Annotated in this window: 10 protein-coding genes and 1 tRNA gene; 4 read left to right on the top strand and 7 right to left on the bottom strand. The window is 68.1% G+C overall.

The annotated features are described in order from the left end of the window. Positions 1 to 3 precede the first annotated feature (3 nt). Positions 4 to 450 (bottom strand): hypothetical protein, encoded by a 447-nt coding sequence (locus ABZ562_RS10300; protein ID WP_361476260.1) that lies wholly within the window; start codon positions 448 to 450, stop codon positions 4 to 6. Positions 451 to 617: 167 nt separating this feature from the next. Beyond that, entirely contained in the window at positions 618 to 1,121 is a 504-nt protein-coding gene (locus ABZ562_RS10305; protein ID WP_361476262.1) for an ATP-binding protein, read from the bottom strand. A 147-nt stretch (positions 1,122 to 1,268) separates the two neighbouring features. On the opposite strand from ABZ562_RS10305, the gene ABZ562_RS10310 reads away from it, so the two are divergent. Both ABZ562_RS10310 and ABZ562_RS10315 read left to right on the top strand, forming a co-directional pair. Next, entirely contained in the window at positions 1,269 to 2,150 is an 882-nt protein-coding gene (locus ABZ562_RS10310; RefSeq protein ID WP_361476456.1) for a helix-turn-helix transcriptional regulator, read from the top strand. Next, complete coding sequence (locus tag ABZ562_RS10315; protein ID WP_361476264.1) at positions 2,147 to 2,410, top strand: DUF397 domain-containing protein; 264 nt, start codon at positions 2,147 to 2,149, stop codon at positions 2,408 to 2,410. The genes ABZ562_RS10310 and ABZ562_RS10315 overlap by 4 nt, the downstream gene beginning before the upstream one ends. Before the next feature lie 82 nt (positions 2,411 to 2,492). Here ABZ562_RS10315 and ABZ562_RS10320 read toward each other — a convergent pair whose 3' ends face one another. The 5 genes from ABZ562_RS10320 to ABZ562_RS10340 form a co-directional block, all read right to left on the bottom strand. Continuing rightward, complete coding sequence (locus ABZ562_RS10320) at positions 2,493 to 7,679, bottom strand: class I SAM-dependent DNA methyltransferase (RefSeq protein ID WP_361476266.1); 5,187 nt, start codon at positions 7,677 to 7,679, stop codon at positions 2,493 to 2,495. 11 nt (positions 7,680 to 7,690) lie between these two features. Beyond that, a complete protein-coding gene (locus ABZ562_RS10325) occupies positions 7,691 to 10,714 on the bottom strand; it encodes a DEAD/DEAH box helicase (protein ID WP_361476268.1) in 3,024 nt (1,007 codons plus the stop codon). Positions 10,715 to 10,796: 82 nt separating this feature from the next. Next, complete coding sequence (locus ABZ562_RS10330; protein ID WP_361476270.1) at positions 10,797 to 11,999, bottom strand: serine/threonine-protein kinase; 1,203 nt, start codon at positions 11,997 to 11,999, stop codon at positions 10,797 to 10,799. A 168-nt stretch (positions 12,000 to 12,167) separates the two neighbouring features. Next, positions 12,168 to 12,998 (bottom strand): hypothetical protein, encoded by an 831-nt coding sequence (locus ABZ562_RS10335; RefSeq protein WP_361476272.1) that lies wholly within the window; start codon positions 12,996 to 12,998, stop codon positions 12,168 to 12,170. Between the two features lie 679 nt (positions 12,999 to 13,677). Then, positions 13,678 to 13,749: transfer RNA gene (locus ABZ562_RS10340), tRNA-Arg, on the bottom strand. 238 nt (positions 13,750 to 13,987) lie between these two features. Between ABZ562_RS10340 and ABZ562_RS10345 the strand changes: the two genes are divergently transcribed. Then, the gene (locus ABZ562_RS10345) at positions 13,988 to 14,419 is read left to right on the top strand and encodes a response regulator (protein WP_234356823.1); all 432 of its coding nucleotides are present in this window, start codon (positions 13,988 to 13,990) and stop codon (positions 14,417 to 14,419) included. 121 nt (positions 14,420 to 14,540) lie between these two features. Beyond that, positions 14,541 to 15,458, top strand: a complete 918-nt coding sequence (locus ABZ562_RS10350) for an arginine--tRNA ligase (protein ID WP_361476274.1) — start codon at positions 14,541 to 14,543, stop codon at positions 15,456 to 15,458. The last annotated feature ends 17 nt before the right edge of the window (positions 15,459 to 15,475 follow it).

A 15,475-nucleotide genomic window follows, 5' to 3' on the forward strand; every position in this document is an offset into this window, starting at 1 on the left:
TGCTCAGCTCGCCGTCGTCGCGTCGCCGTCGTCGCCCTCGTGGTCGTCCTCGTTGTCGGCGGCGGGCGCGCCGTGGGCCGCGAAGAACCGCTCGATCCGCCCGTCGTCCTCGCGTGCGTCCCTGCCCGTGATCTGGAGGGTCGCGCCGTCGGGCCGCCTGGCGATGATCGTCCGCTGCGGTACGCGGGACAGCCAGAGCTGTACCCCGGCCACGACCAGCGACCCGGCGCTGATCAGCACCCCGATCGTGTCGACGGACAGCCCGCCCTTGTCCAGGGTGCCGAGCGCCGTGTCCTCGGGAGCGGGCTTCCGGGGGATGTCCAGGGCCGCGCCCGGATCGGCGTCGGCGATCTCGGCGAGGAGTTCTCGCGCCTCCTTGCGGGCGCGCAACGGGTCCTCGTCGACGATGGAGATCCGGTATCCGGTCGGGTCGTTGGGCGTGGTGGTCACGGTGCGTCCCCCCTGGGCTTCCGTGGTGTGCGGTCGGGCCGTGCGGGCTCACGTCCCACACGGAACGCACGACGTTAGTCCCCGCGACTGACAACGGGCGCTTCCACTTGTGGAAACCGCTGGCCGTTGGCGTGAAAACGGCTGGCCGGTGGCGGGTCAGCCATCTCTCAGCGGAGGCGCAGCTCGGCCCAGACGGTTTTGCCTGGCCCGCTTTCGCGCGGGGTGAGCGACCAACGGGTCGCCAACTGGGCGACGATGAGCAGGCCCCGGCCCGACTCGACATCGCCCGGCGGCTCCTGAGCGGTCAGCGGCGGTACGCGTTCGGTACGGGTGTCGGTGACCTCGACGCGGAGGGTATCCCCCGTCTCGGTCAGGCGGACGCGGAAGTCCCGGCCGGGTACGTGCCCATGGCGGATGGCGTTCGCGGTCAGCTCGGCGGTGATCAGGGTCAGCGTCTCGTTGGCGCGGCCGTCGTACGGGTGGCCCCAGGTGTCCAGCCGGTGCGAGACGAGCCGACGGGCGAGGCGCGCGCCGTGCCGCGAGGACGTGAACCGCATGGAGAACTCGCGCAGGAGGTGGGGGTGGCTGGTCTGGGAGGGGTGAGCCGGGGCGGGAGCGGGCTTGGGGGCGTGGCTGGTGGCCCCCTGTACGGGGGAATTCTCGCTGTTCATGTGGTCCACGCTTCCGCTCTGGTCCTAGCGTGACGAGATACGACGCGCACACGGGCTGTCGCTGTACGTGGCCGGTATGCGCGTGTCAGCAGGGCGGAGCGTGACGAACGACGCGGGGTTGCGTTGGCCGGGGAGGCGGTTATGGAGATGAGCGAACCGACGGGTGTGGAGAACGACGGGACGTTGGGCCTGGGGGAGGGGTACCAGCCGGATCCGGGCCCGGAGCCGGAGGTCGGCTCGGGCATTGTGCGGGTGTTCGGGCGGCAGCTGAAGTGCTGCCGGTTGCGGGCGGGGTTGGAACGCCCGGAGTTCGCGTCGATGGTCGGGTACTCGGTGTCCACCATCGCCGCCTACGAGCAGGGTCGGCGGATCCCACCGCCCCGGTTGATCGACCGGGCGGACGAGGTGCTGGATGCTGGTGGCGTCCTCCTGGAGATGAAGGAGGAGATGGAGAAGGCGCAGTATCCGCCGTTCTTCCAGGGCGCGGCCAGGCTGGAGGCGCAGGCGGTCGAGCTGCATGCTTACGACACGCATGTGGTCAAGGGGCTGTTGCAGACGCCGGATTACGCGAGGGCGGTCTTTCGGGAGTGGCGTCCTCTGCTGGACGAGGAGACCATCGAACAACGTCTCGCTGCGCGTCTGGCGAGACAGGAGATCTTCACCCGTCGGCCACTCCCGCATATGAGCTTCATTATCGAAGAGGCCGCGCTGCACAAGCGTCTCGGGGGTGACCAGGTCTGGAGAGGCCAGTTGGAGCAGATCATGTTGATCGGGCAGGCCCGCAACGTAGATGTGCAGGTGATGCCTCTGAGGCGTAAGGAGCACGCTGGTTTGGCAGGCCCGTTCACCTTGATGGAAATGAAGGATGGGCGGAGGATCGCCTATACAGAGGTCCAGAGCGACAGTCGCTTGCATACAGAGCGAGTCAGAGTGCGAGAGCTGGAAGCTACCTACGGGACTCTGCGAGCTCAAGCTCTCACCCCGCAGGAGTCGGTGGCCTTGATTGAGAAGCTGCTGAGAGAGGAATGAGCGTGGAGGATGCCGTGCGCCGAAGCGACGTACTTGCTTGGTTCAAGAGCAGTCACAGCGCGGGAGATGGTGGAGACTGCGTCGAGGTCGCCATGGAGTGGTGCAAGTCCAGTCACAGCGCCGGAGATGGCGGAGAGTGCGTAGAGATAGCAGTCTGCCCACATACCGTTCACGTACGGGACTCCAAGGACATAACCCGCCCGGGCCTTACGGTTGATGCTGCTGCCTGGACGACGTTCGTCAACTTCGCGGGCCGATAAGAGTCGCAGCGAGAGACATCGAGGGGCTGGCCCGGACGCCACAGCGTCAGGGCCAGCCCTGTGTCGAGCCAACGGCCTTCGACTACACCTTCGTCTCTTCACGGACGGGCGGTGTCCAGCGCCCGGCGGAGATCTCCGCTTCCAGCCGCGCCTGGAAGTGCGCGTGCGCGGCTCTCATCTCCGCCTCACGATCCGCTTTGTAGAAGGGGCCCCGGTAACCGTACGGGGGCGGGGTGCGCTCCGGGTCTTCCAGGTGGGCCAGGAGGTCGAGGTAGTCCTGCTTGGTCTGACCGTGCCCATAGGTGTTGAAGTCGGCCGCGATCTTGCGGCCGTTGGCGTCGAAGTAGGTCGCCGACTCGTAGTCGTACAGCTGTGGGAAGCGGGACTTGAAGATCGCGGCGAGTTGGTCGGCGGTGATGCCGAGCCAGACGGCAACGAGCGCGTCGAGCTCGACGAGTGCGGCTCGGCGCTCGTACTCGGAGCGGAGGGGGGTGGCGTACTCCCAGGTCGGCTTGAGGCTGGCGGCGAGGGGGTTGAGGCGGGGCCAATGGGGGTTGGCCCACTCCTCGTCCCCCGCCCACTGGGAATCGAATAGATCCATCCAAAGGGGGGCGTAGTGGGAGGTGAGGGCATTCAGGCGGAGAGTGCGGAGAAGTAGGGCGGGGGCAAGGGGATGATTCGGGTCGGGGGCTGGCATCTTGCGGGCTTCGGCGACTTGGAGGTGCGAGCGGCCGGTGATACGCAATACGTAGTCAAGCAGCAGCGTTGCCCAGAAGCCCGCGTTCAGGGTGGTCAGCCGGTCATCCTCCTGGATTGCCGAATGCACGTTGTGGACGTGAGCGGGCCCAGGCGGGAGGAGGGCGGCCTGCAAGCTGCGACTGTTGTCGGAGGGAATCATGACTCGCCAGGCCAGACGAAAATATGTCGTGTACGGCTTCCCGAGCCAGGAGTCCTGGGCTGCCATGTACGTGGCCTCGTCGGTGGCCCGCACGTAGTTGGTCACGGGAGTATACGCCTCGGGCAATTCTGTCGGCGCGAGAAATTCCCAATCCCGGTTGCTCCGGCAGGGAACCCTCGGTTCCTTCGAGAAGGGAAGCGCGGATGCGAAGTGGGGGCCTTGGAGGATGACGTCGCCAAGCTCGGAAACGCTCTGGTTGCCCCAGCGGATCAGTCCGTCCTTCTTGGCACCAGCTTCGTCGTATCCCCTTGTGATCAGCGGTCCATAATCGGCCAGACTGCTGTGATAGGCAGCCAGCGCCTCGATTGCCCCTTGCTCGCTGACGAGGACCGGATAGAGCAGCGGGGTCTGTGTTGCTCCACCTGCCGAGCCCGTCAAGGCGTGCCAACTTGCTAGCAAGGCGCTGTCCACGCGCACCACGCGGTCGCGGTGCGGTCGGATATCCCATGAGCCATTGTGTTTGATTCCGGGCGTTGGGCCTTGTCCGTTGTGAATCAGGGAATCAGGCAGCACCTCGGCATCACGGAGTTGGCTCAGGTGCAGAAAGTAGGGATCTTGCGGCGTTCCGTATACGTGCATTCCGAATTCCTGGGCACGGGAAAGGTCCTCAAACGCCCAGTTCGCCGAGTTAACAAAATGCGCGTGAATCCGGAGATGTCGGTACGCGGCGGCTCGGATGACACCCTCGCGTACGCCACCAAAATGGGTGTCCGGGTGGATTAGGCCTGCACTGCCATGCGGTGCAGTGTGCTGCCAAACCCGAGCCATGAACGCCCGGTATAGGTCGCCCTGTGTGCCAACCAGAAGCGGATACATAGTTGGGCTGCCAAGTGTGGCGACGGCTCCCGAATGGGCGGCCAGCTCGTTGAGGAGGAAACCATGGTCATCCACGCGCGTAGCCAGCACGTCTTCCTTGCGGAGGCGCCATTCTGCCGCGCTAGGCTTCTCCGCCAGTACGAACCACGGCTCCAACTCCGCCAGGACCACGTCCTCCTGCCACCTCGGCCTCACCCACGGCGGATTCCCCACCTGCAGATCAAACCCACCCCGCGCAAACACCTGCGCGAATTCCAACTCCCAGTGGAAAAACCCCTGCGCCTTCGCGACATCCTTCGCGACCGCCGTCCAAGGGAACCGGGTCCCCAGCCACTGGAAGCGGTCCATGCCCATCCACTCGGGCAGCTCCTCCTCGTACACGTACAGGTCGTCCAGCGTCTCGAAGGTCGACACCAGCGACTCTTCCGGCACGTCCTGCGTGCCCAGCAACGCTTCCGCGAAGTCGAGCCAGTCGTCCAGATCGGCCAGCGGGATGACCGGCCGACGCTGCCCCTTGATCCGCTCCTCGCGGCGGCCCTTGCGGCGGCGGGACACCGAGTCGCGGGTCAGCGTCAACTGCTGCGTTTCCGCCGCGAAGCCGGGCAGCGCGTCCGCCTCCCAGGCCATCAGGACACCGGAGCCCTCCTCATCGCCCTCGGCGCCGTCACCAGCCGCAGCCGGAACCGACCCCACCCCCGCCTCGAACTCCGCCGCCCGTTCCGCCAGCGCCTCCGCCCGCGCGTACTGCTCATGCGTACCGTTCAGCAGCGAAGCACTCTGCACCGGCCAGAACCACAGCGCGCACCATGCGTCCATCAGCGTCTTCAGCCGCCAGTACGGGGTGTCGGCCGCCAGCAGATCCGCCAGCACAGCCTCCCGCTGCACCGCGACCTCCGGTTTCCGTAGCCAGTCGTCCTCCGCGCCCCATACGCCGATCCGCCGGGAGATGTCCCGCTCGGACAACTCCAGCCGCTGTACCACCAGATCCCACAGGTACTCGGCCCGCCGGGCCAGCCCCTGAAGGCGGGCCGTCTGCTTGGCCGTCGGCGACTTCGTGATCGCCTTCCGCCACGCGGCCAGCGCCTTCGCCGCCTCCGGCGCGAGCGCCTTTGCCTCCTTCTCGGCCGCGACCGCGCCCCACTCCTTCGCCGGGAGCAGGAAGTGGTGCACCGCCCCCTCCGGCAGCTCTTCACCCCCCAGCGCGTCCGCTAGCGGGAAGGGCTCCGGGGTTGCCCCCAGCCAGCCGCCCTTCTTCAACCGATCGGCCGCGTACACCTCGCGCCGCCCGCCGATCAGCGAGTTGCCGCGCCGCAGGTGGAGGCCGAACCAGGGGGCCTCCATGCCGGGGTGCATGGTGTTGAGCCACAAGGAGACCTCGGCCAGCTCCACGGCCGTCTCGTTGAGGTCGACGCCGTACGAGTTGTGCAGGGCGATGTACGCCTTGGCCTTCTGCAGCTCCACGGCGTACTGCTCAGTGTCGATCGACCGCCCCAGCTCGCCCTGCCTGCGCCGCAGATACTCCGCCGCGACCTGGTTGATCGCCTCGTTGAGGAACGCGCCGGAGCCGAGCGCCGGCTCGCAGATCCGCCAGTCCAGCAGCTCCCGGGCCTCGGTGTCCGTGCCGTCCTGGTCCAGCCGGTGCTGGAGGGCCAGCTGCACGGTGACCTTGGTCAGCGACTCGGGCGTGTAGAACGAGGCCGAGGTCTGGCGATCGCGGCCCGACAGCCGGTACACGAACTCACCAGGCGCGTACCGGGCCCGCAGCACTTCGCCCGTGTCCCGGTCGCGCCGGGTGACGAAGACCGCGTCCTCGTACTCCTCGATCTTCGACTTCGGCACCAGCCAGGAGCCGTCCTTCGGGTCGCCGCCCTTGGCGACCTCGTACAGCTCCTCGCCCGCGATGAAGCCGCTGTACGACATCAGGCCCTCGTACACCGCGCCGAGCTGGTTGATGCCGAGCTGGGCGTACGAGATGAAGCCGCCGCGCTTGCCCCTCTTCCCCTGCGTGATCATCAGGCGGTGCAGCACCTCGTACAGCGCGGCGTTGCGCAGCCGCGTGTCGAGGTAGCGGACGGACTCGCCCCGGGCGAGGGCCTCGTCGGAGTCGTGGCGGGGGTCGGGGAGGGTGTCGGCGCCGATCAGGCGGATCGCCTCCGGCTCGAACAGCTTGCTGTGCAGCGGCTCGAAGCGCAGGCCGATGTCCTCGCTGGCCTTCACGTCCACCGGATCCGCCTCCACACCGTGGGTGCGGCGCGGGCGGTAGCCGTCCTGCACCTTGCGGAAGAGCAGGTCCAGGGACTCGTACAGATAGACGCCCTCGCGGGCCTTCTCGCCGACCGGCTGCCGGTCGGCGATCAGCTCGCCGAGCCGGCCCAGTCCGTACCCCTGCTGGTACTCCGGGTAGTCGGCGGGCAGGATGCCCAGCTCAGGGCGGGCCTCGGCGTACAGCAGGAACAGGATGCGGTACAGGTAGCGCAGTGACTCGCGGGTCAACTGGCGGCCCAGCTCCTGGAGCTCGCCGATGTCCTCGGGGCGGATGCCCTGCTCGCGCAGCCGGGCCAGCACCTCGTTGGCGATCAGCTCGACGCTCGTCCGCAGCCCGTCGCGCAGATCGCTGGAGACGCCCACCGCGTGCCTCGCGGACTTGCCGAGGAGCTCGGCGAGGGGGTTCTCGCCGCCTTCCTCCGGGGTGCGCAGCGAGTCCGCGCCGAACAGCGCGGCCACGGTGTCGAGTTCGCCGCCCGCCCTGGTGTCGTTGCGCTGCAAGGCCGTGTCCAGGGAGACCGCGAGGTAGCGGCCCTCGCCCCACACCGCGCGGTCGGCGAGGACGATCACCCCGCCGCCGAGGAGCAGCACGTACCGGGGTGGTTCCTCGCAGACGAACAGGAACGAGGCCAGCTTCGAGCCCGTGGCGACGGGGGCCGGGCCGTCGAGCACGACCTCCTCCAACAGCCGTCCGCGCCCCTCGGAGTCGAGGGCGGCGTCCGGTTCGGCCGCCCAGCCGCAGTCCAGGGCGACCAGGCCCTTCTCGGCGTGCGCGACCGGAATCTCGTACGTCTGCCGCGCGCGCTCCACCGTGAGGGTGCGCGGCTTCGCGTCGTATCCGAGGGCGCGCAGCACCTCGGCGTTGAGGGCCCGCACCCGCTCCCGCCACTCCGGCGCGTCGTACGTCAGCGCGTCGTCGTCGGTGTCTCGTACGGCGACGATGCCGTCCTCGTCCTCGGGGAGGGCGAAGAAGGAGCGGGCCCTGAAGTAGGAGCGGCGCAGCTCTCGCAGCCCGGCCCTGGGCGTCACGGGCAGTTCACCGCCACCGGGCGCTGCTGCCTCGGGCACTCCGGGCTCCGGGGTGCCGTCGGTCCGCGCGGAGGGCTTCGCTGCCTCCTCGCGCTCCTTCCACGTTTGCAGCAGGCCCGACTTGAGGTCCTTGGGCAAGACCTCGGCCAGGTAGTGGGCCGAGAAGTAGTCGCCGCGGTTGACCAGGGAGTCGTACGTCATGACAGCTTCTCTCAGCGGGTCACGGGGGCGGAGAGCCACCAAGCGGCGGGCACGGACAGCGGCGGGGGACCGAGGACGACGGGCGGCGGCTCATCAGGGTCGCGCTTGCGGGCGGCGTCCGGCTTGCGATCGGGGTCGGGCAGGAGAACCGCCAGGACCCGCAGCAGCGGCCGGCCGGTCGTCAGCAGGGAGTCGGCGAGGTCGGCCAGGCGCTCCTTGGCGCGCTCCCCGGCGAGGGTCGGCTGGTGCCAGGTGGCGAGCCGGCTCTTGTACTCCGCGATGGGCTCGCGCAGCGGCTCGTCCCAGGCGTCGCGGTGCTCGTCGAGGAACGCCTCCGCCGTGCCGAGGATGTCGGGCAGGGCCTCGCGCAGGGGCTCGGGGTCGCGGTAGTGACGCTTGTTGGCCATGCTCGGGTCGACCCCGCAGCGGCGCAGCAACGACACCATGTCGTCGTCGACCGCGCCCCTGCGCGTGACCCCCATCCACTTGACGACCGTGGGCTTGCCGAGCTTGTTCGAGTACACGCCCTGGACGAGGTAGATCGGCTCCGCCACGTTCGCGGTGATCATCGGAGCCTCCTGGCGGCCCAGGCGGACGAGGACCTTGTCGGTGAGCCATTCGACGACCGGATGCAGGTCCGTCAGCAGGGAGATCTCCGGCCAGCTGGACGTGGACGACTCGCGGGCCCGCTGGAGGGAGTGCTCCGCGAGGCGGCGGTTGAAGGTGACGAGAAGCCGCTCGCGCAGCCGCTGCTCGCGGAGGTAGTCCATCGGCAGGGCCTTGAGGCGGTGGACGAGATCCGCGGGAGGCTGGAAGGAGAGCAGCCCCGACTGCGGGTCGCGGTCCAGCTCCAGCCGGGTGTGGGCGTCGGGGTAGACCTCGCCCAGCGCCTCGTCCAGGAAGTGTGCGGTCGAGTCGAAGAGACGGGGGAGCACGGCCGATCCGGTGGCGCGCCCTGGAGCCGCCGAGGCGGCGTCCGGCCTGCTCGTACCCGCGGAGTCCGCCGGGTCGGCCTGGTCCGCCGGTTCCTCACCGACCGGGCCGAAGAAGTCGGCCAGGAAGTCGTCCATGCCCGTGTCTACGTCGTCCGCGCCGGGGCGGCGGGAGTCCAGCGACTCGTCCACGGTCTTCCCGCGTAGCAGGTCCTGGATGAGGGACTTCTCCTCCACCTCCGCCCGGTACAGGCCGGTCACGGCCTCCGCCGTGCCCAGTGAGCGGTGGGCCTCGTCCTCACGGCCCAGCAGCCGCTCGGCGACGACCGTGTCGTCCTTGGCGCCCTCGACCTCGCTGGTCAGGATCAGCGCGCGGAACTGCGGCGGCCGGGCCTGCCCGTACCGGTCGATACGGCCGTTGCGCTGCTCGATGCGGATCAGCGACCACGGCACGTCGTAATGCACCAGCTGGTGGCACTGGCGGTGCAGGTTGACGCCCTCGGAGGCCACATCGCCGGTCAGCAGCACCCGTACGGGCGTGTCGGCCAGGCCGAACTCCTCCACCCGGGCCATCTGCTGCTCGTCGGAGAGGCCACCGTGCATGACGCGGACGCAGTCGCGGGCCGCCCGGCCCTTGAAGCCGAGTGCGGCCGGGAGCACCCTCGCCAGCCACTCCAGGGTCTGGACGCGCTCGGAGAAGACCACGACCCGTGCGTCGGAGGTGGGGCCGACACCGATCTCCTCCTTGAGCTGGCGCACCAGGGCGGAGAACTTCGCGGAGTCGGACTCGGTGAGATCGGCGGCCAGCTCCGACAACCGGCCCAGGGCGGTCAGTTCGGCAGCCGTGGCCCGCGGGTCGTCCTTCTTCTCCAGGGTTTTGACGCGGGCGGAGACGGTGGCCCTCAGCGCCGCGTGGGAGGACAGGAACGACTTCAGCAGCGTGTACGGGAAGAGGGGGACCGAGCTGACCGAGGGGCTGCCGTCGTGGGGGAGCCAGACGGACGCCAGCTCCTCGAAGATCTTCTCCTCGGCGGGGGTCGCCGCGCAGCGCACCGACTGTGAGGGACCGCGGTCCGCCCACTGGCCCTTCATCTGCTCGCGGACCTCGGGGCTGATCTTGGTGCGGCGGATGAACAGGTGCCTGATGTCGTCGGCGTGGTAGTTCTCCGGGTCGCGGATCGCAGCCGGGTCCAGCAGGCCGATCAGCTCGGCGAACGACCTCGCGTCGCCGTTGTGCGGGGTGGCGGAGGCCAGGATCAGGGCGTCGGTGCGGGGGGCGAGGATCTGCGCCAGCTGGTTGCGCAGGGAGCCGCGATTGATCAGGTTGTGCGACTCGTCGATGACGACGGCGTCCCAGCGGATCTGCTCCAGATGGTGCCGGTACTGGTCGGCGTTCTTCAGGGTGTCGATGGAGACGATGACCCGCTTGAAGGAGGTGAAGGGGTTGCGGCCGGCCGGGATCTCCCGCTGGATCCGCTCGATGCCGACCGAGTCCAGCCGTACCAGGGGGATGGAGAACCGTGTCCACAGCTCCTGCTGGAACTGCTCCAGCACATGTTGTGGGGTGACGACGAGGATGCGCTCGCCCCGGCCGCGGCGGATCAGCTCGGCGAGCGTCAGGCCGATCTCCAGGGTCTTGCCCAGGCCCACCACGTCGGCGATCAGCAGACGCGGTCGCAGGTTGGCGCCGGACAGGGCCAGCTCGGCGGGTCGCCGCTGGTAGGGGAGGGAGTCCAGCAGGAAGGAGTCGGCCAGGGCGAGGCGGCGCTCGGACTGGGGCAGCGCCGTGCGGCGCAACACCGCCTCCAGGAACAGGCGGGAGCGCCGGTAGTTCGGCGAGTCGTCCCGCACCAGCTGGGTATCACGCGGGTCCAGCAGCTCGATCCGGTCCAGGCCCGAGAAGAAGACGGCCTCCTGGTCGCGTACGAACTCCGACACCCCGACGACCTCAAGCTTGGTGCCGTCGTCCGTCGTCGGCACGGAGCTCCTGACCAGCCACTCCTCGTCCCGTACGAGGACTTGGGCACCGGCCGGGTACTGCTCCTGCACCGTCCGGTCCGCTGTGGCGCCGCTGAGCTCTGCGCTGGTCTGGACGGGGGTCACCCGTGGCCTCCTGATGCAGTTCGTTCGTACGTGGGGCCCGTCAAGGGCCTGTTCAGTATCGCTAGTCAGACGGGCGTATGGGTCAGAAGGACGCACTGGCGGCGTATGCCTCGCGCAGCCGCTGTGCGGTGATACGGGCCTGGGCACTGTGCCGCAGTGACCGTCGTCCGGTGCCGCTGCGGCCCTGCGGGCGGACGGGAGGCCGTGCGGCGGGGGCGTCTGCGGCAGCGCGGTTCGGGGCGGCGGGAGGCGGTACTGGTGGCTGCTGTCGCCCGGGCGGAGCGTCTGCCGGGGCGTTGGCCGCCTCCGAGTGTGCCTGGGACTCCGGGACGCGCAGGTCATTCGAGCCCGCCTGCGAGGACGCCTCGGCTCGGGGCACGGCGAGCAACTCGTCCAGGAGGTGCGCCGGAGCGGCTGTGTAGCTAGTGAGCCTGCGCCGCGCCTGGGCAACCTTCAGCCCCTGCGCTTCGATCAGAGTCCGGCACCGTCGCACCACATCGTCGAGCGGGGGCCGGTCCTGCGCCTGATGGGCCAGCATCGCCGTCAGCAGCGGCACCAGCTCCTCCGGAGCCCCGGACAGATCCGGAGCGGTCGCGGGATCGATGATCTGATGGAACAGGACGTGGATGTTGTCGGCCCGATAGGGAAGGTGGCCCGAGGTGGCGAACAGCAGCACGGCACCCAGCGCGTACACGTCGACCGCAGGAGTCAGCGGCCTTTCGCCGTTCGCCTGCTCGGGCGGCATACAGGAGGGCGTCCCGACGACCGTGTTCGGGGAAGTCAGCGACACGCTCGACTCGGCGAACACCGCAAGCCCAAAGTCGATGATCTTCGGGCCGTTCGGGCCGAGAAGCACATTCGCGGGCTTGAGGTCGCGGTGGAGCAGACCCTGCTTGTGCACGGTTGCCAGCGCCTCGGCGAGCGTCGCGCCCAGAGAGGCGGTGAGCAGGGCGGACAACGGACCGTGAGTGCCCACATGCCGGCTCAAGTCCAGCCCCTCGACGTATTCCGTGGCCAACCATGGCGGGTCCGACTCCACGTCGGCGTCCATCAAGGCGGCGATCCGCGCGCCCCAGACCGCCTTGAGGATCTCCACTTCTTGCGCGAACCTCTGCCGCGTCTCTGAGTCCACGACAGACGGCTTGATCACCTTGACGGCGGCCGGTTCCCCGCCCGGCGATTCCCCCAAATACACCTGCCCCATGCCGCCGTGCCCGATCCTGCCGAGCAACTCGTAGCCGCCGAGCTCGGTCGGGTCCTCGGGGCTGAGGGGCGCGATGTGCACGTGGGGCCTCTCCTTCGGAGACGGAGTGCGCAAGGGTCATTACTCAACTGCTCATCGTCACGCTAGACCACCTCCTGATGGCGTGGAGATGGCTGGATGGACGTGATGAAGCGTGCGGCCCGGGACGGGCGTCAGTCTTTGTGCGTGTGGGGGCGAGGCGTGAGGCCATTACGGACGCTGGGCGGTTGAGCCCCTGTCTCGACGTCGCTGCATTCGTTGGGGCTTAGATGGAGAAGGACCGGACACTGCTGCGAACACTACTTCTCGACTGCCATCGAGACTCAATTTGAGTTGTCGTTGCACTCCTTCTGATCCAAAGCCAGCTGTCCCCACCCACCCGCCGGCGACAAGGTCAGTGAACTCGGTATTGTCGAGGTAACGCTCAACTGTTTTGCGGCTGAAGGATTTCGGTTGCCCTGCGTCTTGAATTTTCTTGTGGAGTTGATCAAAGTGCTCGCGCGCTAGGTACATGCCGGGTGTCAGAGTTCTTGCGTCTGTCATGAGGGAGTCACCTTGGCATAGCTTGAGCCATGAAGGTTTAGCGCTGAGGCGATAGTCGTCTGTGTCGCGCCTCAGCTTGTCGCATTCGGTGTCGATTTCCCGCATGCGTTCAAGCTGTTCAGTAAGGTTGCTGTCGCTGCTCGGATAGTAGCGCCATTCGGAAGTTCCGCTTTTCGACATCCTTTTATATTGAACCAACACGAAGCAGTCGCGCGTCTCGTGGTAATAGATGAGATCGACGCCGAGTGTCTTTTCTGCGGCTTTCCGATTCGCGTTGTAGATGACAAGGCGTTGGTCCCCTTGTCTGAATCCGGCCCAAGCTGACCTCTGCAGCCAGTCCTCTGGTCCTAGCCAGTCGCCAAATCGGCGTGAGTCATGCGCGATTAGGTCGTCCTCATGAGCGGGGCCGTTGCGTGTCTGGAGCCGGGCGATGAAGGGAACGTCGGCTTCGCCGGATGCGTCCCAATCAACGAGTTCCGCTGGGTCGAAATCTGCCATGCGAAATGAGGTGAGGCTCGCGTCACGCTCGTCAATCAACAACTTGGCGGCGGGTGTGTCCGCGGCTGTGGACTCGTCCCTTGCTCCGAGAGCTTCAAGATGGGGACCCACATCGCTGGCCAGTTGCCGCAGGGCTCGCAGTACGTGCTTACCGGCGCCGTCAGGGAGGGCGCCATCACGCAACAGATATCGCCGAGAGAGCGGAGGGACTGCTTCCTCGAGTGCCGACCATGGAACTGGTGAGGCCAGGCGGTAGGGGCGCGTTACCTCAATGCGCCTCTTCAGGTCATCTCCGGGACCGGGCACCTTGCTGGCCCGTGCAACATAGGTCACGCGAGGGTCGCCTCGATGGGATCCCGTGACGACCAGGGTGACGTGCCTACCTCGCCAGTGCTCGTGATACTGCGTCGTAACCCATCGAGGCGCGCTGCCGTCCGCTCGTGGGCGCCACCACGACTCGATGTGTTCCTCTTCTCTGGCATCCGTGCGGATGATTGCGACCATGGCCCTCATTCTTCAATGGCCGTGGCGTCCGTGTCTTCAATCTGGAGGGGTGGGCCACACCCGTCTACAGGACCTGGCGCGGGACTGCGCTCGTCGGCGTCCGGTTGTGCATACGCGAAGACCCCGCATCCAGCGTTGTGGCTGATGGCGGGGTCTGCTGGCACCTTCTTCGAGGTGCCCCCGGCAGGATTCGAACCTGCGCACACGGCTCCGGAGGCCGTTGCTCTATCCCCTGAGCTACGGGGGCTTGCCCGTCGCTGCTGTCTCGCGGCGACAGGTAGAACACTATCAGCTCGCAGAGGGTGCTCATGAACGCTTATCGGGGGAGGGGCGGGAGGCAGGCGAGAGAGGGGGCGGGTGGGAGCGGAGGGGGTATACCGCATGGGGAGGGCGGGGTGCAGGGGAGTGGGGGGAAGGTCCCTCTCACGTGGTGGAAGTGGGCAAAACGCGGACGCGGGGGCGGGGGCGCGCCTACTCTTCAGGGTGTGCCTGGCTTGTCCGGCCGGGTCCTTGTCGTCGACGACAACAAGGTCATCCGGCAGCTGATCAGGGTCAACCTCGAGCTGGAGGGCTTCGAGGTCGTGACCGCGGCCGATGGTGCCGAGTGCCTGGAGATCGTTCACCAGGTGCGGCCCGATGTGATCACTCTCGACGTCGTGATGCCCAGACTGGATGGGCTGCAGACGGCGTCCAGGTTGCGTGCTGACGCGCGGACCCGGCAGGTGCCGGTCGCGATGATCAGTGCGTGTACGCAGGTGGAGGTGGACCGGGGGCAGGCGCTGGGGGTGGACGCCTTTCTGGCGAAACCCTTCGAGCCCGCCGAGTTGGTGACGCTCGTGGGGCGGCTGATGAAGCGAGGGACCGCTGGGGCGGCGGCGCCCGGTGATGCTGAGCCGGCTGTGGGGCCCACCGGCTAGCCGAGGTCGTGGGTTGGTCGGTGGGCCTCCTGAGCCCGCAGCCTCCGCGAGACGGTGCGTGGTGGTCCGAGGGGCGAAACCGGTTCGCGGAGGCACCCCCCTCCTCCCATACGCTGGTGCCGTGACACCCGCCCAGCTCTCCCGCACTGTGCTGCACACCGTGCGTCGTGCCGTCGAGGCCGACGAGCTGTGTGTCGACGTGCCGGAGCGGGTGAAGGTGCAGACCCCGCCGCGGCCCGGGTGCGGGGATTACGCGACCAACGTGGCGTTGCAGCTCGCTCGGGGGCGGGGGCCGGGGGCTGCCGCGGGCATTGCCGAGGTGTTGCGGCGGCGGCTCGCCGGGACGCCTGGGATCGCGGCCGTGGAGATCGCTGGGCCTGGGTTCTTGAACATCACCCTTGAGGCCGAGGCGCACGACCAGCTGCTCGGGGGCGTGCTGGAGCAGGGTGGCGCGTACGGGCTGGGGGATGGGCTCGCGGGGGTGCACGCGCGCTTCGCGCCCGCCGACGAGGTGCGGGCGGCGCTGGTGCTGCATGTGGTCATCGGGCTTGTCGAGGGGTGTGGGGGGTCCGTCGACGTAGAGGTCGGCGGGGAGGTTGTCGCTGTGCGGGGTGCCGGGGCGGGCGCTCGTGAGCTGCTTACTCGGCTTGGTTCTGATGCTGCTCGGTGGGGGTTGTTGCGGGCTGCCGCGCATGACCTTCCGGATCTTGATCCCGGTCGTCTGCTGTCGCAGCGGGAGGGGAATCCGCTCTTCCGGGTGCGGTATGCGCATGCACTGGCGCATCGGGCCGTCGAGGGTGCAGTCGACGGGGGAGAGGGCGCCGATGATGCGGTGCTGCTTGGATTGCTCGGCGACTTTCCTCGTGTCGTCGAGGCTGCTGCCCGGCACCGTGCGCCCGATCGGGTCGCGCGGCATCTTGTTGCCACCGCCGATGCGTTCCTTGCTGGTACGCGGCGAAAACGTCTCGCCGAGGCCACCGGCATCGTGCTCGCCAATGGCCTCCGCCTGCTTGGCATCAGCGCCCCGAAACGCATTTGATCAATGAGAGAGACAGC

Source organism: Streptomyces sp. NPDC019937 (assembly GCF_040631655.1).
In the GTDB taxonomy this organism is placed as follows: Bacteria; Actinomycetota; Actinomycetes; order Streptomycetales; family Streptomycetaceae; genus Streptomyces.